Source organism: Anaerostipes sp. 494a (genome assembly GCF_001940315.1).
Classification (GTDB): domain Bacteria; phylum Bacillota; class Clostridia; order Lachnospirales; family Lachnospiraceae; genus Anaerostipes; species Anaerostipes faecalis.
In genome coordinates this window covers 1,478,809-1,500,976 of sequence record NZ_MJIF01000001.1, presented here as the reverse complement: position 1 = coordinate 1,500,976, position 22,168 = coordinate 1,478,809, and the positions used below count along the sequence as shown (strand labels likewise).

Here is a 22,168-nt window from a genome sequence, read left to right as displayed (position 1 = left end):
GAACCAAATGTCAATAGAATATCTTGGACTAAGCAGTATCAATGGCCCTCTGGTTGTATTAGAGGGCGTGCAGGATGCTTTCTTTGATGAAATTGTTGAGTTTAAAGTTGATAAAAATACAAAAAAATTAGGAAGAATTATTGAATTATATGAAGATAAAGCGGTAATTCAGGTATTCGAAGGTACAGAGAATATGTCTTTGACCAATACCCATACCAGATTAACAGGACATCCAATGGAAATTACCCTTGCGCCGGATATGCTGGGACGTACATTTAATGGAATAGGAAAGCCGGTGGATGGTCTTGGAACATTGGTATCAGATATAAAAAGAGACGTAAACGGCCTTCCTCTCAATCCGGTGAAACGAAAATATCCAAGAAATTATATTCGTACGGGTATTTCAGCCATAGATGGTCTGACAACATTGATTAGAGGTCAGAAACTGCCTATTTTTTCTGGAAATGGTCTGCCTCATGATCAGCTTGCTGCACAGATTGTAAAACAGGCATCTCTCGGTGATGGTTCTGATGAACCTTTTGCCATTGTTTTCGGGGCTATGGGAGTAAAACATGACGTGGCAGATTTTTTTCGAAAAACATTTGAGGAAAGTGGAGTTGCTGATCATGTATGTATGTTCCTGAATATGGCAAATGATCCGGTTGTGGAACGACTGATTACGCCTAAAGTTGCTTTAACGGCAGCAGAATATCTGGCATTTGAATGTAATATGCACATTCTGGTTATTTTAACAGATATGACTTCTTTTGCAGAGGCCATGCGAGAAGTATCTTCTTCCAAAGGAGAAATTCCATCCAGAAAAGGATATCCAGGATATCTGTACAGCGAACTGGCCACTTTGTATGAACGGGCAGGGATTATAGATGGGGTAGAAGGTTCTGTGACCCAGCTTCCTATTTTGACTATGCCTAATGATGATATTACTCATCCGATTCCGGATCTGACCGGATATATAACAGAAGGACAGATTGTTTTGGATCGAAATCTTCACGGTCAGTCTGTTTATCCGCCAATCAGCGTTCTGCCGTCACTTTCTCGTCTCATGAAAGATGGCATTGGAGAAGGGTATACCAGAGTTGATCATCAGGATCTGGCTAATCAGCTGTTTTCGGCATATGCAAAGGTGGGAGAGGCACGAAATCTTGCATCTGTCATTGGAGAGGATGAATTATCACCAATAGATAAAAAATACCTGGAATTTGGAAAAGAGTTTGAAGAAAGATATATCGGTCAGGGACCGGAGGAAAACCGAACCATGGAAGAAACATTGAACCTTGGATGGGAATTGTTAAAAATCCTTCCAAGGGAAGAACTGGATCGTATTGATACCAGATTAATTGACCGGTTCCTTCCACGAGAAGAGTAAAGGGGGAATTTTATGGATCCAAGAGAGTTTCCCACAAAAGGAAATCTGATACTTGCAAAAAATTCCCTGGCTCTTGCCAGACAGGGCTATGAGCTGATGGATAAAAAGCGAAATATTCTCATTCGTGAGCTGATGGATCTGATTGATGAGGCAAAGGATATTCAGGAGCAGATTGATACAACTTTTACCAGAGCATATGCATGTCTGCAGCATGCAAACATTGAGCATGGTATCAGTATGGTAGAGCAGCTTGCATATACAGTACCCATTGAAGATTCCATTAGAATCCAGACCCGTAGCATCATGGGAACAGAGATACCTTATGTAAAGTATGATGCACATGAAAATAATCTAACATATGCGTTGGGGAATACTTATGAGTCTATCGATATTGCCAGAGAAGCATTTCGCCAGGTAAAAGATCTGACGATTAAGCTGTCTATGGTTGAAAATTCTGCTTATCGGCTGGCAGCAAGTATTAAAAAAACACAAAAGAGAGCCAATGCATTGAAAAATATCACTATACCTGCTTATACAGCACTGGTACAAAATATTTCCAATGCGCTGGAAGAAAAAGAAAGAGAAGAGTTTACCAGATTGAAAGTTATCAAGAAAATGAAAAATAATTAGTATAACTTAGATTTATGATGAAATAAAACAACCGCCAGAAAACAATCTGCAGGGCATAAGCCCGAAGTCGTTTCTGGCGGTTGTTTATTTTAAGAAAATTTCTTTGTTTTATGCGGATTATACGATACCCTGTGCTGTCATTGCATCTACAACTTTTTCAAATCCTGCAATGTTTGCACCTGCTACGTAGTTTCCTTCCATTCCGTAACGTTTTGCAGCGTCATCTAAATTGTGGAAAATATTAACCATGATATCTTTTAATCTTCCATCAACTTCTTCGAATGTCCAGCTTAATCTTTCGCTGTTCTGAGACATTTCAAGAGCAGATGTTGCAACACCACCGGCGTTGGCAGCTTTACCAGGAGCAAATAAGATTCCGTTTTCCTGTAAATATTCTGTAGCTTCTAATGTAGTAGGCATGTTAGCACCTTCAGCTACTGCATAGCATCCGTTAGCTACCAGTGTTTTAGCATCTTCTAAGTCTAATTCATTCTGAGTAGCACATGGAAGAGCAACGTCAACTGGAATTGTCCATACACCTTTACCTTCATGGTATTCAGCACTTGGACGAGCAGCAGCATATTCTGTTAAACGAGCACGTTTTACTTCTTTTACTTCTTTCAGAAGTTCAACATCGATACCGTCTTTGTCGTAAATCCATCCTGTGGAATCAGAACATGTTACAACTTTAGCACCTAACTGCTGAGCTTTCTGTGTAGCATAAATAGCTACGTTACCAGCTCCGGATACTGCAACAGTAGCACCTTCTAAGCTCTTTCCGTTGCATTTTAACATTTCGTCTGTTAAATAAAGAAGTCCATATCCGGTAGCTTCTGTACGAGCAAGAGATCCACCGTAAGATAATCCTTTACCGGTTAAAACACCTTCGTAAAGTCCGCGGATTCTCTTATACTGTCCAAACATATAACCAATTTCTCTTGCACCTGTTCCGATGTCACCGGCAGGTACGTCAGTATCAGCTCCGATATATTTGCAAAGTTCTGTCATAAAACTCTGGCAGAAAGCCATGATCTCACGATCAGATTTTCCTTTAGGATCGAAGTCAGATCCACCTTTACCACCACCAATTGGAAGACCTGTTAAAGAGTTTTTGAAAATCTGTTCAAATCCTAAGAATTTAATGATTCCAAGATTTACAGAAGGGTGAAGTCTTAAACCGCCTTTGTATGGTCCGATTGCGCTGTTAAACTGTACACGATATCCTGTATTAACATGTACCTGTCCTTTATCATCTACCCAAGGTACACGGAATTTGAACTGACGTTCAGGGTTTACGAGACGTTCTAAGAGTGCATCCTTCTTGAACTTTTCTTCGTTGGCTTCAACAACGACTCTTAATGATTCCAGAACTTCTTTTACTGCCTGATGGAATTCAGGTTCAGCAGGGTTCTGAGCAATCACTTCTTCGATTACTTGATCTACATATGACATTTTGGTTCCTCCTTAAAGTATAAAATATGTCTGATAGCAGGGGGACATTACTTCCCTGCAAGAAAAAACGAAAAAAGGGCGTATTCACGCCCTTACGACGCCTTTGTCTTAGTAATATTATATAAGATATGTTATAATATGACAATAGTTTAATTTAATACTTTAAAGTGATGGCTTGCATCCGATAAAGAAAGGAAGTATAAAATGATATCAATAGCGATGGCTTTTTACAATGGGAAAAAATATATAAAGGATCAGATATATTCTATTTTGGAGAATATGCAGAAAAAAGATGAATTAATAATATCTGTGGATGACGATAGTGATGGTTCAAGAGAAATTTTAACAGAATTATCACAAAAGGATGATAGAATTCATATCATAAAAGGACCAGGAAAAGGGGTTGTAAGTAATTTTCAGAATGCAATTAATCACTGTAGAGGAGATATTATCTTTCTTGCGGATCAGGATGATGTGTGGGAGCTGGACAAAACCCAGCAGGTATTAATGGCATTTGAAGATCCAAAAGTTGTGGCGGTGGTACACAATGCACAGATTGTAGATGAGTCATTGTTACCATCGGGGGAAACAACATTTCAGTGGAGGAACAGCGGAGCCGGTTTCTGGAAGAATATGAAGAAGAATTCCTATATTGGATGCTGTATGGCATTTCGAAGAAAGATTGTTCCAAGGATTCTTCCTATTCCGGAAAATGTATGGATTCATGATCAATGGATTGGACTTTTGTCAGAACAGCTTGGAAAAGTTGTTTTCCTGGAGAAACCTTTGTTATTATATCGAAGACATGGAGGAAATGTTACAGAATTGACCCATGGTTCGATGATTTCCATGGTAAAAAAACGTTATCATATGCTTATGGAAATTAATCACAGAGTTGGGGAGTGGAAGCAATATGACAAACAAAATAGGGAAGGTATTAAAAAAGAATAGATATTTAACGGGAGCATTTTTAATCCCGTTTTTTCTAATGGAAATAATTGCAGTTATGATGAAAGTGGAACCTTTTGGAAACCAATCATTTCTTATTGTGGATGCTCTTCATCAGTATCTGCCGTTTTTTGCAGATTATCAGGAGAAACTTAAGACAGCAGATTCTTTGTTTTATTCATTCCATGGAGGCCTGGGCTATAATTTTTTAGGATTGTGGGCATATTACCTTTCAAGTCCGATGAATCTGATTATTATTTTATTTCCCAAGACTATGCTGAATATGGTATTAAGTCACCTGCTTGTGATAAAAATAGCCCTGTGCTGTTTTACAGGAGCATTTTATTTTCGGAAAAAGCGTGGAAAAGATGAATTATCTATCATAGCTTTTGGAATGGCATATGGATTCAGCAGTTATATTGTGGGCTACAGCTGGAATATTATGTGGCTGGAGGTTATGATACTGCTTCCGCTGATTCTTTATGGATTAGAAAAACTGATTAAGACTGGAGATGGAAGAGTATATTGTATTGCTCTGTTTCTGTCTTTATGGTGCAATTTTTACATGTCCTTTATGACGTGTCTTTTTCTTGTTTTATGGTACATGCTGTATGAGCATAAAAGCATAAAAGAATTTTTAAAAAAGGCACTTGCATTTGCCGGTTATTCTCTGTTGTCCGGAGCAATGGCAGCGGTGGTTCTGATTCCCGCATATCTGGGAATCATGCAGACATCTTCTGCAAAGTGGGATTTTCCCAAAGAACTATGGTATGGAACTTTTGGCGATATTTTTATAAGGCATTTTCTCGGAACCAAACCTCTTACTATGTCTGTAGATGATGGTAAAATAAATCTGTTTTGTGGGATTCTAACGTTAATGATGGTGATTTTTTATCTGATTTCCGGGGAAATCAGGAAATCCATAAGAATTCGCAGACTGCTTTTAACAGCAGTTATGTTTTTTAGCTTTAATATGCCGTTTTTGGGATATATATGGCATGGATTTCATAATCAGTATGGAATACCTAACAGATTTGCATATTTATATATATTTCTTCTGTTATCTATGGCTTATGATGGATATTGTATCCTGGCAAAAAAAGAAAGAACACAGGCAAGAAAAATATTTATTTCCCTTGGGGTTATGTGTCTTTTGACAGCAGCAACATTACATACTGTAAAAGAAACACCAAAGATGGATGTGATTTATCTTACCATGGCAGTGGCGGTAGCCTATACGGTACTTTTTGTTGTTTATGAAAAAAAGATTATAAGCAGGAAAATATTTTTGACACTGCTGAGTGTTTCACTTATGGTCGAAATGGCATCTATGGCTTTTCTTGGTTTTTCAGAAAATGGAACCATAGATGTGGATGAGTATTTTCAGGATACAAAATCTATTACAAAGATAAAAGAGGAGTATAAAGGAAGTATTAGTGAAAGGATGGATCTGGTTAGCGGAAGAATGCTGGATGAAAGTATCTGGCACACGTTAAACTGTGTTACCCTGTTTGGATCCACTGCCCAGGGAAAAGTTGTGGATATTATGGATCAGCTTGGATTTTATACGGGGGTCAATGAATATCTGTATGAAGGAGCAACCCCTTTTACGAATCAGCTGTTAGGGGTAAAATATCAGATTTACCGGCCGCGGGATACCAGACAGACTACATTTTGTTCTGTAGATACAGTTGGAAATGTAACAGTATACAAAAATCTATTTCAGACATCTGTTGGATATGGAATGGGTGATCTGTCCACATGGAATTATCAGAGTCTGAATCCTTTTGAAGTACAAAATGATCTGGCCGAAAAAGCATATGGTATTTCAGGACTGTTCCAGATGGAGGATACCACGAAGCCGGAAATCAATGGCTGCACAATTAAAGAGGGGAATGTACAGGGAGAATATGTATTTGATAATATTCTTTCCAGACCCGACAATATGATTTTCACTTTAAAAGTAAAAGAAGACAAAGAACTTTATTTTCATTTTGATGGAGGTCAGGTGGAAAATACAATTATTGAAAAAAATGGGGAGCAGATTCTCACAGGACGTTTAAATTCCCAGATTTTATATTTGGGAAGTTTAAAGAAAGGGGATGAAATCCGCATAAAAATGCAGTTGAAACAGGACGGAGAAAAGTCAGGAGTTGTAAGGGTGACAGCGGCATCTTTACAGGAAAATGTGCAGGCTGAGATTCAGGGAATAATGGAAAGCCAGATGTTTCAGCTGACAAAGAGAGAAAGTTCTTACATGGAAGGAACGATTTCCATGAAGAAAAAGGGAATTGTGTTTTTCTCCATTCCTTATGATAAAGGCTGGACAGCATATGTTGATGATAAGGAAGTAAAAACAGAACCAGCGGGAGAGGCTTTTCTTACAGTGAAGGTTCCTGCGGGAAAACATAAAATACAGATGAATTATATTCCATCAGGTTTCTATCAGGGAATCGGTCTTAGTATTGGAGGATTTCTTATCTTCTTTGGAATATGTTACTATTTTCGTAAGAAAAAAATAAGTAAATCATGAAACTTTTTATTTCTTAAAATGATATAATAGGCACAAAGAATGTATGATATCTGTATCAGAAAAGGAGGAAAAAGGGTATGAAGAAGTTTTTAACAAAAGCGATAGCACTTGGTTTGTGCTTTCTGATGGCAGTACCATGTATCAATATTAAAGCAGACAGTACCCAGAAATATCTGGCTTTGGGAGACAGTCTTACATCTTCTGAACAGAAGAAGGTGCTGGATTTACTGGGTGTAGATGATCTCAATGATTATCAGGTGATTAAAGTAACCAATAAAGAGGAGCATGAATATCTGGATGGATACTTATCAAGCAGTGTGATTGGAACAAGAGCACTATCGTCTGTTACTGTGGAGCAGACAGAAGATGGCAGTGGGGTTGATGTATCTACAAAGAATATTACATACTGTACATCCGGGATGTATCGAAATGCACTGGTAACAGCAGGAATTAAAAATGCAGATGTAAAAGTTGCAGGACCATTTAATATTTCAGGAACAGCAGCTCTTGTGGGAGTTATGAAGGCATATGAAGAAATGACAGGAAAAGAGATTCCTGAGAAAAGCAAGGATGCAGCTACAGATGAATTGATAACTACAGGAGAAGTTGCAGAAAATATTGGATCCGAAGATGCGGAAAAACTTATTGCAGATGTAAAACAGAAGGTAGCAGAAGAAAATCTCAGCTCACCATCAGAGATTAAGCAGGCTATTGAAGAATCTGCTAAAGATCTTAATATTAGCTTATCAGATGAAGATCGTCAGAAAATACAAGATCTTATGGATAAGATTTCTGATTTAAATTTAAATGTAGATCAGCTGAAAGAACAGGCAAAAGCAATATATGATAAGCTTGGCGGGGCTGATGGTATTTTAGATAAGATTTTAAACTGGTTACAAAGTGTAGCTGACTGGTTTTCTAATCTTTTTAAGTAAACAGTGTAAAGAAGCATATCCCTCTTTATGTAACATATGATTACATAAGGAGGGATTTTTTTATGGAACAAAATCAAATGTTATTCTATGTTACGGCTATTGGATGTGTAATCTGTATCATGTTTGGAATTTATAAAAAGCCGTCATATCTTATATTACTGGCGGCAAGAGGAGCATTCTGTGCGGCTGTTGTTTATGGAATACATGTACTTTGTGCACGAAATGGAATATGCTCACCTGTAGATCTGAATTTTCTATCCATAGGAACAGGGGCTCTTCTTGGGTTGCCGGGTATTATGGTGTTGTACATTACGGGAGTAATGATTCTGTAAGATTTAACTTGTGTATACTATATTATTTTAGAAAATATACAAAATAGTATAGACAAATAAATGGAAATATTGTAAAATAATGGAACAAAGAAAGGAGGGATGTAACCCTATATGGTAATATGGATGTTAGTATTTTTGTCAGCAGCGGTCTTTTATGACTGGCAGGAATTTCGGATTCCCAACTGGCTGACCGGCATAGGTGCCGTGATTACAACAGGTATATGCCTGTGGAAAGGAGTGGAGATAGCAGATATTGCAGCAGGTGTGCTGTTGCCCTTTTTCATATGCATCGGTTTATTTTATCTGGGATGCCTTGGAGGTGGAGATATTAAACTGCTGATGGTGTGTGGTATTCCTCTTGGGACCTATGTTTTCCGGTTTTTAGTTGTATCATTTTTATGGAATGGTGTTTATGCCATTATATTTCTTTGGAGGCATGGAAGCTTCCGTCTAAGACTATCTTATTTTATTCATTACATTTCAGAGTGTCTGGAGTCCAGACGATTGATTCCTTATCAGAACAGATTACAGAAGTCTGAAGAAGATCAGATTCATTTTTCTACAGGTGTTTTGTTAGCGTATCTTACTTTATTTGTTTTTTAGAAAAAGATACCAGAGAAAAATGAATATGGTATAAACGACTTCTGAAAATACAAAAGAAGGTGTTATATGAGAGAAATTCATACAGGGATTTATCATAGGGATCGAAAGTATGGGAAGCGGCTGATGGAGTATCTGAATCATCAGAAGAAATATCCCATGACAGTATGGTATACATCCGATGAAAAGAAATTTTTTGAAAAGGAAAAAGAAGGCTGCTTTCAGTGCCTGGTATTGGAAGAGGAAACCAGTTATGGAGGGGATCTACCTGTTTTCCGTCTGGAATCAGGAGGGTGTCAAAGCGGTATGGAAATTGCCAGAAATATTTATGGGTGTCTTCACATTGGTACTGCTGAAGAATGCAGGATAATTGGAATTTTTTCTCCTTTTGGACAGGCATTTACCACAGAGATTTCTATGGAAATAGCAAGACAGTGGAAATTATTTTATTTTGGAATGCAGGCATATCATAGTTTTTCTGCAGGAGAAGAACCTATGGATGAATTATTATTCTGTATCAGAGAACGAAAAGAGGAGGCGCTGGATTTTTTCCTGACAAAATATCAGAATATCAACGGTATTCATGGTTATGCCGGAGCCAGCTGTTATCTGGATTATCATGAACCATCGATAGAAGATTATCATGTTTTTTTTAATCAGATCAAAAGGAGTGGCATTTCTATCATTGCGGACATGGAAACGGCCTGTATTCCCGATCTTTCATTTTTTCAGCTGTTTGACAAAATTTATATTCCTCTGAAAAAGGAGGAATCTTTATCAGACAGATATAGAAATTTTAAAGAACAGCTGGGAAGATATGGAACCTGGAACAGCAGTATTTTTGAAGAAATCATCTTGATGAAAGGGGAATCCTCAATGGAAGTGGTGAGACGGTTATGAAAGAATATATGAAACAGAGAGTTATGGAACGGCTGGATTTTTCTAAAGAAATTACAGATTCGCATCTTAAGGAAATCATCCATGAAGAAATAATGAAGGTTTCCAAGGAAAACCCTATGTTGCTTTCAGATAAGGTAAAACTGAAAAAAGAAGTATTTTATTCTCTTAGGAAACTGGATGTTTTACAGGATCTTCTGGATGACGATTCTATTACAGAGATTATGATTAACGGATGCAGCCATATTTTCATTGAGCAGAATGGAAAGCTTTATAAATATCCAGGAAAGTTCTCCGGAGAAGAAAAGCTGTATCAGGTTATTCAGCAGGTGGCAGCAGGAGCCAATCGTATGGTAAATGAGATGCATCCGATTCTGGATGCCCGTCTTGAGGATGGTTCCAGGGTAAATGTTATCTTACCGCCTATATCTCTTGATGGTGCTATTATGACTATTCGAAAGTTTGCCAGAGAACCGATGACCATGGAGTGGCTGTATGAAAGAAATGCTTTTTCAAAAGAAGTAGAGATATTTCTTAAGATTCTTGTTCAGGCCAGATATAACATTTTCATTTCAGGAGGAACCGGAAGCGGGAAAACAACCCTTTTAAATGGTTTGTCCAATTGTATTCCAAAAGATGAACGAATTATTACCATTGAGGATTCTGCAGAATTGAAGTTAAACGGAGTAGACAATCTGGTACGTCTGGAGATGCGTAATGCCAATGCGGCAGGAGAACATAAAATCGATATGAAGGAACTGATTCGGGCAGCGCTTAGATCAAGACCAGACCGGATTATTGTGGGGGAAGTAAGAGGAGAAGAAGCATTATCTATGCTGAATGCCATGAACACAGGTCATGATGGAAGTATTTCCACAGGTCATGCAAATAGCTCAGAAGATATGCTGAAAAGAATTGAAACTATGGTTCTTATGGGTGTGGATATGCCGGTAAATGCAATCCGGGGTCAGATGGCATCTGCTATAGATATAATTATTCATTTGGGAAGGTTACCGGATGGAAGCAGACGTCTGATGGAAATTGTAGAAATACAAGGAATGGAACAAGGTGAAGTTAAAGTTCATTCATTGTTTCAGATGAGAGAAAACGGACAATTGGAAATGACAGGAGTACTGCATCATCAAAAGAAATTAAAGGAGTACGGTCATTATGAAGAATATCAGAAGCTTATGGAACAGCTGCAAAAAAGAACTAACCTGCTGGAAGAGTGAAAAAAGAAATTTTCTAAAAGGAATATGCATAAGTGTTTTTATATGCTGGCTCTTTTTCAATTCAGCAAAGATGCTGATTTTTATGATTCCACTGGCATTTCCATGGATGAAATATCAGAGAGGAAAGGAGAGAAAAAAGCAGAAAGAAGTTCTCCAGAGACAATTAAAAGAGATGATGCTGTCTGTGAGCAACAGTCTTTCAGTAGGATATTCTTTAGAACATGCATTGGAAATAGCTTTGGAAGATTTAAAAATCCTGGATGAGGGGAAAGGAGGTGTGTTGGAAAAAGAACTGGAATTGTTGATAATTTCTATGAAAGTCAATGAACCTGTGGAAAAACTTCTGATAAAAATGGCAGAAAATATAAATTTGGAAGAATTAACACAATTTGCACAGATTGTAGTGATTGTCAGGAAAAATGGTGGAAATTTAATGGAGATTATTGGTAAAACAGTAAATCATCTAAATGAGTCTATGCAGCTGAAAGAAGAAATCAGAACTATGACAGCGGCAAAACAAATGGAAAAAAACATTATGACGGTAATGCCATTTTTTGTGCTGCTTTATGTGAGAATGACGAATCCTGGATATTTTTCGGTGTTATATGAAACGGTTTTGGGAAAAGGGATTTCCATGGCAGCTGTATTGTTTCTGATGGGAGCCAGTATCTGGGCGGAGAGGGTGGTTACGATTGAAATATAAACAGATGAGAAAAATTGTAAAAAAATTGCCGCAGCAGGTATGGAAAGACCGGCGAGATACAATAAAAGGCTATTGTTCATGCAGTAAAGAGGAACTGGAGCAGAAGGTAGAAGAGTCTTTGTGCAGGCAGTTAAAAATTCTGATGACAGCAACTATTTTATTTTTAGTCATATTGATAGCAATGGCCATTTACTGGTTTGGACAGAATCGGCAGATTGTCATAACGCGAAATGAAAAAGGGGGACAGACTAAAGAAGAAATTTTAAAAATTAAAACAGGTTCAGAAACAGAGACTTATCATTTGTCTGTGCAGCCCGAAGGGTATAAAAAACAGGATATTTCTCAGGTATTGGAGAACGGAGAAAAATATTTACAGAAGAATTTAAAAAAGAAAAATATATCTTTGAATCAGGTAACAGGGGAATTATATATGCCGGAAAAAATACCGGGAGAAAATATTGAAATTTTATGGGAGAGCAGTGATCTGACAGTGATTGATCAGGATGGAAATGTATTTTCTAAAAATGTAAAAAAGCCGGTTATTGTATGGCTGCATGCACACCTTATATGTCAGGGAGAAAAGAAAGTTGTTGGATTTCCGGTTTGTGTGCTGCCGGGAAATGAAGGGAAAAAGAAGTCAAAAATCCAGATGGTAAAAGAACAGTTAAAAAAAGAAGAAGCCAGTGATCCGTCCCGTCGTACTTTTACTATTCCTGAAACAGTGCTGGGAGCAACCATTTCAAAAGGGGAAAAAGAAAATCAGTTTCCGCTGGCAGTAGTTTTTGGGGTTATGGGAATCGCTTTTTTGTGGTATCGGGAAGATCAGAAATATAAGCAGAAATACCGGCAGGCAGAAGATGAGTCACGAAGAGAATATCCGGAAATTATCAGCAGATTTGTTTTGTATTTAGAAACGGGGCTTAGTGTACCGGCTGTTATGGAACACATTTTTCGAGAGTATGAGATGAAAAAAATGAAGACAGGGAAAGAAATATTTGTGTATGAACAAATTGGAAAAGCCTTAAGGCAGATGGAATTTGGTCTGTCACAGACAGAGGTTTTTAAAAATCTGGGAAAAAGTATAAATATATCTGTTTACCGGAAATTTTCTTTGCTTTTGACGCAGAGTATCACCAAAGGCTCCAGTGATTTGTTTTATCGTTTAAGAGAGGAGGAAGAAGCGGCATTTAAAGAAAGAAAAGAACAGGCAAAAAGATCAGGAGAGGAAGCAAGTACCAGATTGCTGGCACCTATGATGATTATGCTGATAATTATTCTGGTTTTACTAATGTTTCCCGCACTGGCATCATTTTCGTAAGGAGGAAAATCTATGATAAAAGAATTTGTAAAAGATGAATCAGGGATGGGTGTTGTAGAAGTAATCTTAATTATTGTGGTTCTAATCGGACTTGTTATTATTTTTCAGAATCAGATAAAGACGGTTGTAAACAATATTTTTAAAACTATAACTTCAAAAACGGGCCAGGTCAAATGATCAGGGACGATAAAGGGGCCATGACTACATTTCTGGCAATGCTGTTTTTGGTATTTATGCTTTTGATCAGTGTATGTGTAGAGGGTATTTATACTTATGTGGCACGTGGGAAGGCAGCAGGGGCATTTATGGCAGGGCTTTCCCATGTCCATGGTAATTATCAGAAGGAATTGGAAGAAACATATCATATTTTTGCAATGGATCCAAGATATCAGAAAGAAATGCCGGAGGATCTGTCAGAGAAGATGAAAGAAAGTCTGGAAGGCAGTAAAGATTCTTTTTTGTTTCAGACAGGAAATGCCGGTATGGAGAAGAAGGTCTATCTGACAGATCAAGAGGGTGAGGTATTAAAGTATCAGATTCGTGAACTAATGAAATATCAGATGGGTAAAGATGCCATAGACCTTTGGAGAAAAAAATGGAATCAGAGTCAGGAAGCTAAGAATGAAATTCCTCAGATTGAAGAAAAAATGGAGCAGGAAGGGAAGAAAGGAGAAGAAAAAGAGCAGAAAGATAAGACAAAAACTATCGAAAAAAAGCAGGATCCACGAAAGGGTCTGATGAAAAGGCTGAGAGAGGGATCAGTTTCTCTGATAATGGGGGAAAGAAAGGTATCTTCTCTGGCAGTGATTTCCAGCTATGGAAAAAAAGATACCACCAAAGAGAAAACGTGGAATTTTATGAAAAAGAAAGAAATGAAAGAGCAACTGCATGATATCCAGAAAAAAGTATCGGGAACATCACTTATATCAGAGCTGCCTGCTGTTTTATATAGTCTGAAATATTTACATTGTCTTACATCTAAACAGAAGAAAGAAGGTCTTCAATACGAAGTGGAATATCTTATTGCAGGAAAAGATTCGGAGAAAGAGAATCTGGGGAGTGTTTTCTGGAAAATGATAGCATTAAGATTTCCGGTCAATGGAGCATATGTATATAAGTCTCCAGAGAAAGAAAAAGAGGCTTCTGTTTTAGCAGCATCCGTTCTTGGATTAACAGGGATTCCACCTCTTATAGCAGCAGCGAAGCATCTGCTGTTGCTGGCTCTGGCTTATGGGGAATCGGTAATTGATGTACGAAATCTTGCAGATGGAAATCAGGTTCCGATGGTAAAAAATGCTGCAAATTGGCAGTTGTCTTTCTCTGGACTGGCAACCCTTACGTCTGAGAAAAAACCGGTAAAAAAAGGACTTTCATACGAGGATTATCTTGGAATTCTTCTGATGATGAAAAACAGTGAAAAAGAAAAATATATGCGGATGATGGATGTAATGGAGCAGAATATTCGAAGAAAAGTGCCTGATTTTAAATTAGATCAGTGTGTTGCATCCTGTACCATATCTATGAACATAAGTCTTAAAAAACTTTCTTTTGGGGGAATGACACTGCCTTTTCCTCAATGGTCCAAATGGAACTTTAAAAGAACATTAACATATTAAGGAGGTGGAGAGAGATGTTCTCTTGTCAAAAACATTTCTCATGGACGGTGGACCAAAATGATAAAAAAAGAACCGGAAATTTCAAGAGGACATCTTTTTCTGCCTCTGAAAAAGGTTCCATCACTTTAGAAGCAAGTCTTGTGCTTCCGATTTTTCTGATGGCACTTCTGATGCTGGTTTCGGCAGGAGAAGTCTTGATGATACATGGACAGGTGGGACATGGGCTTTCCCAGGCGGCTGCTGAATCAGCTGTAAATGCGTATAGATTTTCAAAAAAGGGGAGAGAATCAGGGATTATAAACAAAGCTGTGACAAAAGGGGTATTTTTATCATCGGTTAATAAGAGGTTTTTAAATCGATCAGCACTGGCAGGTGGAAGTAACGGAGTTGTTTTTTCAGAATGCAGAATGAATGCAAAAGGTGAGTTTATTATTACAGCCCGGTATGTAATACGGAAAAAGATGCCGTTTTTATACGGTCATACAGGAATATATACTCAGAAAATCCGGCAGAAAGCGATGACAGGATATATACCTGACAATGATCAGATAAAAAAAGGCATGGTTTATGTTACTCCAAATGAAAGCGTGTATCATACAGATTTAAGCTGTACGCATCTGTCTTTGGATATCAGTGTAGATGAAGATGTGGAAAAATATTTAAAAGGGAAAACTCATTATAAAGAATGTGAAAAATGTACCAGATATCATCAGGGAGAAGTTACCTGTTTTTATATTCCTAAAGAGGGAGATGCCTATCATACAGATCTTACATGCAGTGGATTAAAACGCACAGTGATTCAGGTGGATAAAAGTACATTGAAAGGAGTGGTCCCATGTCAAAGATGTGGAAAGAGGAAGAAGGATACATAACGGTGGAAGCAAGTCTGATTGTATCTGCGGGACTTATGGTACTGTTCTTATTTATGGGATATGTCTGCTATTTTATGGACTGTGGAATTGCTCAGGGAATTATGGAAGAAACGGGATTAAAGGCTGTGGATACTGTAGTGACCGGTGGCGATTATGAGACGGGAAAAATAGATTACAGAAAACTTAATAATAGAAATCTGTATACAAAAATGTATCCGGGGAAAACAGATGCAGCCGGGAAGGTTAAAAAGGATTTAAGAAACAGTTTAAGACAGCATTTATTTCTTGGAACAGTTGAAAATGTATCAGTAAATACCACTGCAGATAAAGTAAAAGTACAGGTGAAATTTCAATTGGCGGTGCCGGGGAGTTCTTTTTTAAAAATGTTTAAAATAAAATTTTTTGAATATCAGGGTACTTATGAAGCTTCTTATCTGTCAGAAATGGAAAAGATCAGGAGGTGGAATAGAGTCGATGGAACAATGGATTAGAGAAGGGTTTTCTAATTACTATGTTGTAGAAAAAAAACAGGAAATTACTTATGAGAAGGAAATTCTTTTACGGCATCCCATAAAGTCTTTATTGCCTTGTGAATTTCGTATGGAAGATGAAAAAGAATATTATTATTATGAGACAGGAAGATATGAGAGATGGTGGGAACGGAAAAATCAGATGGAACCCCAAATTTTTTTTTACGATATTTTTGTGGCACTAGAAGAGATAGAAGGATACTTACTGAACCTGGATCATCTGATACTCCAAAAAGAACTGATGTTTTTGGATGAAGATGAAAAGCCGGTGTTATGCTATTTTCCGGAATATGAAAAAAATATTCTAGAGCAGATGAGAGAGCTGCTGGAAGAGATAATGGAGCATATATCATATGAAAACAAGGAAAAGGTAAAATTTTATTTTGAATTTCACAGCTTTCTTGTGAAAAAGAAACCGGCAATTGATCAGGTTATTGAATATCTGAAACCAGAACAAAAACAGCAGATGGAAGAAAAGGTACCAGAGGAACAAGAAATAGAAGAAGTGGAAATGGAACAATTTCCGGAAGACAGAAAAGGTAAAAGTATGATAGGTGCGGCAGGGGCTGTTTTGTTTGCAGCATTGTTTGTTTATTCTTTAATAGGGATCTTCAGATATGGGTTCTATTATCTGTATGTGCTTGGAGCAATGGTTAGTATGGCGGGATTTTTTGGCTGTTTGTATTTTTTTTGGAGAATACGGAAAGAATCAGGAAAGATAGAAGAATTGTCACTGGACACAAAAACAGAGTTGTTAACAGAAGAGGAAAAGACCGTTTATTTACTGGAAGAGCCTGTTGGATATTTGATTTCTAAAAAGAATCCCAAAGAAAAAATATGTATACATGACAGCGGTTTTGTTATTGGAAGTTCTCTGGAAGGAACGGATTATTGTCTGTCTGCCATAGGAGTTAGTCGCCGCCACATGAAAATACAAATGGAAAATAACAAAGTAATGGTTGAAGATCTGAAATCTACCAATGGAACAAGAATCAATGGAAAAATTATTGCAAAAGAAGAATTAAACCAGGGAGATGTTGTGAAAATAGGGCTGGAAGAATATGAGTTTCACTGTGAAGAGGAAACGTGATATAATATCCAAAAAGCTGGAGGAAACCATATGTATCAGAAAATTATTGAATTACTGCAAATACAGGGATATGCCAAAACAGATACATCCCAGGGCCCTTGTTATGTGAAAACCATTGGAAATCAGAAAAAAGCTGTTATGGTAACAGCGGATAAAAATCCAGATGGAACTATTCTGACAGAGGATGACATTCATTATATGATTCTGGGAATTAAAAGACAGCTGGGAGAAAATGTTCCGGTATTGATTCTGTTATTATCAGAAAATGGGAAAGCTGTTTTTGTAGACTGGGAAGAACAGTTTCATGAATTATATGAATCTATTTCTATGGTTTTGAATTCAGTTTCAGAAAAAGAAGATTCTCAAGAACATTTTCTTCAAAGTATTAAAGCATACAAAATGACTGCAGCGATTGCTGCAGTCAATATGATAGTTTTTGTTCTTTCTGAAATATATGGAGCTGATTTTTATGAAATGGGTGCATGCAATCCATATTATGTATTAGAAAAGCATCAGTTTTATCGATTGATAACATCCAATTATATCCATTTCGGATGGAGTCATTTCTTTAATAATATGGTTGTATTTCTTGTGCTTGGAAGTCAAATGGAAAAAATTATGGGAAGCTTCCGTTATTTTGTATTATATTTTGGTTCTGGATTAATCGGAAGTATTGCCTCCGTCTTCTATTATGCTTCAACCGGAGAAAATGTATTGTGTGCAGGAGCATCTGGAGCAATCTTCGGAATTACCGGAGCATTGGCGGCTCTGTTTCTTTTCTGTAAAAAACAGAGGGAACAGTTTAACGGAACCGGAGTATTTCTTATGATTGCAGGATCTATTTACCATGGATTCCAAAGCATGGGTGTGGACAATGCAGCTCATATAGGCGGATGTATAGGCGGTTTTATACTGGCACTGGTTTTGTATGTTCCATGGCAGGGAAAATCAGAGTGAAAGTAGTCCCCTGATTGATGGCAGAATCCATATGAATTTTTACATGGAGTTTATCTGCAATTTCATTGACTACGGATAAACCTATGCCATTACCTTTTGGAATAAAGGAAACACCCCGGTAAAAAGCTCGCTGCTGTTGTTCTCTGGTCATTCCGATGCCGGTATCAGATAAATTTAATACAATATGGCCTTGTTCTTTGCTTAAGTGAACAGTGATGCTGGGGTTTATCCCGGCATCTTTTTTTCTTTCAATGGCTTTTATGGCATTAGAAACCAGATTATGGAACATTTGAAGCAGCTGGGCTTTTGCACCATATACATAATAAGATTCATTTGAATCGGCCTGGATGTAAAAGTGTATATTTTCTCTGGATAGACGATAATGCCAGGAAGAACGGATTTCCTCAAAAAGAGAAATGAGATTCTGAGGTTCCAGGGCAGCAGATGTTGGAATGGAAGGAGATAAAACCTGTTTTATGAGATCAAACAGAGAGGAAAAATCTTCTTTCACCTGACACCAGTTTTCGTCATTTTTAAGATCATCTTTTGTGTTTTCAATGTATTGAAGCTGGCTGTAGATTAAAGTCAGCGAATTGTTTATCTCATGTGAAAATGTTGCAAGTTCGTATGGTTGTTTCATTTTCTACTCTCCTGTCTTTCTTTCTGCTTTTTATTATGAAGACTTTGGAAGCAGGTTTCAATGAAAACAGCAGTAAAAAGTTCGATGTTTTTTTCCCTTTTACAATATCTTTGATTATGTTACAATATTTCAGAAGTGAGCAGCACATAAAAAAAGAAGGGAGCAGATTCCATGTCATATATGGCTTTATACCGAAAGTTCCGACCGACGACTTTTGATCAGGTAAAGGGACAGGATCATATTGTGACCACATTGAAAAACCAGATAAGGACTGGAAGAATCGGTCATGCATATCTGTTCTGTGGAACCAGAGGTACAGGTAAGACTACAGTGGCGAAGATTTTGGCAAAAGCAGTAAACTGTGAGAATCCCTTGGATGGAGAACCATGTAATCAGTGCGCTGCCTGCGAAGAAATCATAGATGGAAGTTCCATGAATGTGATGGAAATTGATGCGGCATCTAATAATGGTGTTGATAATATCCGTGACATTAAAGAGCAGGTTCAGTATTCACCGGCAACAGGAAAATACAAAGTTTATATTATTGATGAAGTGCATATGCTTTCCATAGGAGCCTTTAATGCTTTGTTAAAGACGCTGGAAGAACCGCCGGAATATGTAATCTTTATTTTGGCAACTACCGAAGTTCATAAAATACCGATTACCATTCTGTCACGATGTCAGAGATATGATTTTCATAGAATTACTGCAGATACCATAAAAAAACAGCTTGGGGATTTAATGAAACAGGAACAGGTGGATGTGGAGGAGAAGGCATTGGAATACATTGCAAGAATGGCAGATGGTTCTATGCGTGATGCTTTAAGTCTTCTGGATCAGTGCATTGCATTTTATCTTGGAAAGAAGCTGACCTATGATAATGTGCTGGAGGTTCTGGGAACAGTTGATATTCAGGTATACAGCAATCTTCTGGATTATATTCTGGCGTCCGATGTAACAGGAGTTATGAATCTTCTGGAAGATGTGACCAGCCAGGGAAGAGAATGGTCCCAGTTTATTACAGATTTTCTGTGGTATTTACGTAATCTTTTACTGGTAGGAAAGGGCACTGCAGCCAGTGAAGCATTGGAAGTATCCACAGATCAGTTAAAACTTCTTCAGGAAAAGGCGAAAACTGTAGATGAAAATACTTTGATACGGTATATCAGAATTTTATCAGAATTATTAAATCAGCTTCGTTTTGCCACATCTAAAAGGGTGCTGGTGGAGGTAGAGATGATAAAAATGTGCAGACCGCAGATGGAAGCTGATCAGGGCAGTTTACTGGAGAGAGTACGTCAGCTGGAAGAACAGTTAAATAAGCTGATAACATCTGGAATCACTGTAAAACAGCCACAGTCAGCTGGGAAACCTGAATCAGTGCCAAAACCTGAAAAGGATGTTAACAGGCAGCTGGAAGAGAAATTTCCAAAAGCAAAGATCGAAGAACTGACGGATATTGTAAATCACTGGAGGGAGATGAAACGGAGCCTGTCACCGCAGATGAAGTTCTGTCTCCAGAAAGCAACGCTAACAGTAAATGAAGAAGGAAATGCTCTGAAACTGATGTTTCCAAAAGAAATGAATGTGGAGAGCGGATATTTTCTTGACGAGCCGGAACGAATCGATCTTTTAAAACAGGAGCTTAGACGACAGTCAGGCAGAGAGGTGGAACTGGAAGTTGGACTGATGGAATCCAGAGAAAAACAGGATATGATAGATCTGGAGTGTATCCATATGGATGTAAATATAGAAGAATAATAAATGAAATAAAAAAAGAAATCTTAGGAGGAAAATAAAATGGCAAAAAGAAGAGGTGGCATGGCCGGAATGGGCGGCATGGGCGGAAATATGAATCAGTTAATGAAACAGGCTCAGAAAATGCAGAAACAGATGGAAGAAACAAGCAAAACTTTAGAAGAAACAACTTATGAAGCGACTGCAGGTGGTGGAGTTGTTAAAGTTGTAGTATCAGGAAAGAAAGAAGTTGTTTCAGTATCCCTGGAAGAAGAAGTTGTAGATCCTGATGATATTGAAATGTTAGAAGATCTGATCGTTGCAGCGACCAATGAAGCTCTTAGAAAAATGGAAGAAGATTCCCAGACAAAAATGGGTCAGATTACTGGCGGATTAGGAGGAATGGGCGGCGGATTCCCATTCTAAGACAGTATCATGGATTATTATAGTAACCAAATTACACAGCTGGTAGAAGAATTAGGGAAATTACCTGGAATCGGCCCCAAATCCGCAGGGCGTCTGGCATTCCATATTATTAATATGCCGCTGGATCAGGTAAAAAAACTCTCAGATACAATTATCAGTGCCAAAGAAAATGTTCATTATTGCAAAGAATGCTGCACTTTGACAGATCAGGAAATATGTCCTATATGTGCCAGCAGTAAAAGAGATCATAGCACGATCATGGTAGTGGAGAATACCAGAGATATGATTGCCTATGAGAAAACAGGCAAGTATGAAGGCGTGTATCATGTGCTTCACGGAGCCATTTCTCCGATGCTTGGGATAGGACCTGATGATATTCGTCTGAAGGAATTAATGGCAAGACTGCAAGGTGATGTAAAGGAACTGATCATTGCAACCAACTCAAGTCTGGAAGGGGAAACCACAGCTATGTACATAAGCAAGCTGGTAAAACCTACAGGAATCAAAGTCAGCAAGATTGCCAGTGGTGTGCCGGTAGGTGGAGATCTGGAATATATAGATGAAGTAACATTGCTGCGCGCACTGGAAGGACGAACAGAAATATAGAAGGAAAAGAGATAGGATTATTCCTATAGACAAAGAAAAAACCGGTCATCTGACCGGTTCTTTCTTTTAAAACAATAAGGAGAGGATTTTCATCCTCAAGAGGGGTAGGATTTGAAAGTATTAACTACTTTACGAAATTTATTATAAAATGAAAATGTGAACAAAAAGTGAAAAAACTAATAGAAATTAAAAAAATTTTGAATATTATGATTATAGGTCGTTTTCTTGAAAAAACATGGTAAATAAGATAAAATACATCACAGATAAACTTGTAACAGCTACAGGAAAGGAAGAGATAAAAGATGAAAGAAGATTGTATTTTTTGTAAGATTGCAAATGGAGATATTCCATCTAATACTATTTATGAAAACTCTGATTTTAAAGTAATCATGGACATTGCGCCAGCAACAAAAGGTCATGTTCTTATTATTCCAAAAGAACATTTTAAAGATATTTATGAAATTGATGCAGAAACAGCAGGAAGACTTTTTCAGCTGGCAACAGTTGTGGCAAGAGCATTAAAAGAAGTTTTAAACTGTGATGGAATGAATGTTCTGCAGAATAATGGAGAAATTGCCGGTCAGACTGTTTTCCATTTTCACATGCATCTGATTCCTCGTTATGAAGGTGATACTGTTACTGTGAAATGGGAAGAACATCCAATGGAAGATGTGGATATGGAACAGCTCCGTCAGGATATCCGCAAAGCACTCTAGGAGAAAAATAT

General features: G+C 37.7%; 23 protein-coding genes. 21 read left to right on the top strand and 2 right to left on the bottom strand.

Going from position 1 to position 22,168, the window contains the following annotated elements; translation table 11 throughout:
* Positions 1–7 precede the first annotated feature (7 nt).
* Positions 8–1,387 (top strand): V-type ATP synthase subunit B, encoded by a 1,380-nt coding sequence (locus tag BHF70_RS07550; protein WP_075759665.1) that lies wholly within the window; start codon positions 8–10, stop codon positions 1,385–1,387.
* A 12-nt stretch (positions 1,388–1,399) separates the two neighbouring features.
* On the top strand, positions 1,400–2,017 hold the full coding sequence (locus BHF70_RS07545; RefSeq protein WP_075759664.1) for a V-type ATP synthase subunit D: 618 nt from the start codon (positions 1,400–1,402) through the stop codon (positions 2,015–2,017).
* 117 nt (positions 2,018–2,134) lie between these two features.
* Here BHF70_RS07545 and gdhA read toward each other — a convergent pair whose 3' ends face one another.
* Positions 2,135–3,469 (bottom strand): NADP-specific glutamate dehydrogenase, encoded by a 1,335-nt coding sequence (gene gdhA / locus BHF70_RS07540; protein WP_075759663.1) that lies wholly within the window; start codon positions 3,467–3,469, stop codon positions 2,135–2,137.
* A 204-nt stretch (positions 3,470–3,673) separates the two neighbouring features.
* On the opposite strand from gdhA, the gene BHF70_RS07535 reads away from it, so the two are divergent.
* The 15 genes from BHF70_RS07535 (at position 3,674) to BHF70_RS07465 (ending at position 18,032) form a co-directional block, all read left to right on the top strand.
* A complete protein-coding gene (locus BHF70_RS07535) occupies positions 3,674–4,420 on the top strand; it encodes a glycosyltransferase family 2 protein (RefSeq protein ID WP_075759662.1) in 747 nt (248 codons plus the stop codon).
* Positions 4,383–6,950, top strand: coding sequence for a YfhO family protein (locus BHF70_RS07530; protein WP_075759661.1), 2,568 nt, complete (start codon positions 4,383–4,385; stop codon positions 6,948–6,950). The genes BHF70_RS07535 and BHF70_RS07530 overlap by 38 nt, the downstream gene beginning before the upstream one ends.
* A 77-nt stretch (positions 6,951–7,027) precedes the next feature.
* A complete protein-coding gene (locus BHF70_RS07525) occupies positions 7,028–7,885 on the top strand; it encodes a DUF1002 domain-containing protein (protein ID WP_075759660.1) in 858 nt (285 codons plus the stop codon).
* 62 nt (positions 7,886–7,947) lie between these two features.
* Positions 7,948–8,217, top strand: a complete 270-nt coding sequence (locus BHF70_RS07520; protein WP_075759659.1) for a pro-sigmaK processing inhibitor BofA family protein — start codon at positions 7,948–7,950, stop codon at positions 8,215–8,217.
* Between the two features lie 111 nt (positions 8,218–8,328).
* Positions 8,329–8,820: an A24 family peptidase gene (locus tag BHF70_RS07515; RefSeq protein ID WP_075759658.1), complete on the top strand. Its 492-nt coding sequence runs from the start codon at positions 8,329–8,331 to the stop codon at positions 8,818–8,820.
* A gap of 66 nt (positions 8,821–8,886) precedes the next feature.
* Entirely contained in the window at positions 8,887–9,717 is an 831-nt protein-coding gene (locus BHF70_RS07510) for a hypothetical protein (RefSeq protein ID WP_075759657.1), read from the top strand.
* Positions 9,714–10,946 (top strand): CpaF family protein, encoded by a 1,233-nt coding sequence (locus tag BHF70_RS07505; protein WP_075759656.1) that lies wholly within the window; start codon positions 9,714–9,716, stop codon positions 10,944–10,946. The genes BHF70_RS07510 and BHF70_RS07505 overlap by 4 nt, the downstream gene beginning before the upstream one ends.
* Positions 10,885–11,649, top strand: coding sequence for a type II secretion system F family protein (locus BHF70_RS07500; RefSeq protein WP_075759655.1), 765 nt, complete (start codon positions 10,885–10,887; stop codon positions 11,647–11,649). The genes BHF70_RS07505 and BHF70_RS07500 overlap by 62 nt, the downstream gene beginning before the upstream one ends.
* On the top strand, positions 11,639–12,967 hold the full coding sequence (locus tag BHF70_RS07495; protein ID WP_083638366.1) for a hypothetical protein: 1,329 nt from the start codon (positions 11,639–11,641) through the stop codon (positions 12,965–12,967). Before BHF70_RS07500 ends, BHF70_RS07495 begins: the two co-directional genes overlap by 11 nt.
* 12 nt (positions 12,968–12,979) lie before the next feature.
* Positions 12,980–13,144 (top strand): Flp1 family type IVb pilin, encoded by a 165-nt coding sequence (locus tag BHF70_RS07490; RefSeq protein WP_075759654.1) that lies wholly within the window; start codon positions 12,980–12,982, stop codon positions 13,142–13,144.
* 20 nt (positions 13,145–13,164) lie between these two features.
* The gene (locus tag BHF70_RS07485) at positions 13,165–14,583 is read left to right on the top strand and encodes a DUF5702 domain-containing protein (protein WP_242946347.1); all 1,419 of its coding nucleotides are present in this window, start codon (positions 13,165–13,167) and stop codon (positions 14,581–14,583) included.
* 14 nt (positions 14,584–14,597) lie between these two features.
* On the top strand, positions 14,598–15,455 hold the full coding sequence (locus BHF70_RS07480; protein ID WP_075759652.1) for a TadE family protein: 858 nt from the start codon (positions 14,598–14,600) through the stop codon (positions 15,453–15,455).
* Positions 15,419–15,946 carry a hypothetical protein gene (locus BHF70_RS07475; RefSeq protein ID WP_083638363.1) on the top strand — a complete coding sequence of 176 codons (528 nt, stop codon included), beginning with the start codon at positions 15,419–15,421 and terminating at the stop codon, positions 15,944–15,946. The genes BHF70_RS07480 and BHF70_RS07475 overlap by 37 nt, the downstream gene beginning before the upstream one ends.
* On the top strand, positions 15,930–17,075 hold the full coding sequence (locus BHF70_RS07470; protein WP_075759651.1) for a DUF6382 domain-containing protein: 1,146 nt from the start codon (positions 15,930–15,932) through the stop codon (positions 17,073–17,075). Before BHF70_RS07475 ends, BHF70_RS07470 begins: the two co-directional genes overlap by 17 nt.
* 30 nt (positions 17,076–17,105) lie before the next feature.
* Positions 17,106–18,032: a rhomboid family intramembrane serine protease gene (locus BHF70_RS07465; RefSeq protein ID WP_075759650.1), complete on the top strand. Its 927-nt coding sequence runs from the start codon at positions 17,106–17,108 to the stop codon at positions 18,030–18,032.
* Here BHF70_RS07465 and BHF70_RS07460 read toward each other — a convergent pair.
* Positions 17,983–18,672 carry a sensor histidine kinase gene (locus BHF70_RS07460; protein ID WP_075759649.1) on the bottom strand — a complete coding sequence of 230 codons (690 nt, stop codon included), beginning with the start codon at positions 18,670–18,672 and terminating at the stop codon, positions 17,983–17,985. The two genes, BHF70_RS07465 and BHF70_RS07460, sit on opposite strands and share 50 nt — an antisense overlap.
* Positions 18,673–18,843: 171 nt before the next feature.
* On the opposite strand from BHF70_RS07460, the gene dnaX reads away from it, so the two are divergent.
* The 4 genes from dnaX (at position 18,844) to BHF70_RS07440 (ending at position 22,157) form a co-directional block, all read left to right on the top strand.
* Complete coding sequence (gene dnaX / locus BHF70_RS07455) at positions 18,844–20,433, top strand: DNA polymerase III subunit gamma/tau (protein WP_192846102.1); 1,590 nt, start codon at positions 18,844–18,846, stop codon at positions 20,431–20,433.
* A 39-nt stretch (positions 20,434–20,472) separates the two neighbouring features.
* Entirely contained in the window at positions 20,473–20,835 is a 363-nt protein-coding gene (locus tag BHF70_RS07450) for a YbaB/EbfC family nucleoid-associated protein (RefSeq protein ID WP_075759648.1), read from the top strand.
* Positions 20,836–20,844: 9 nt separating this feature from the next.
* Entirely contained in the window at positions 20,845–21,441 is a 597-nt protein-coding gene (recR, locus tag BHF70_RS07445) for a recombination mediator RecR (RefSeq protein ID WP_075759647.1), read from the top strand.
* Between the two features lie 302 nt (positions 21,442–21,743).
* Positions 21,744–22,157, top strand: a complete 414-nt coding sequence (locus BHF70_RS07440; protein ID WP_075759646.1) for an HIT family protein — start codon at positions 21,744–21,746, stop codon at positions 22,155–22,157.
* Positions 22,158–22,168 lie beyond the last annotated feature (11 nt).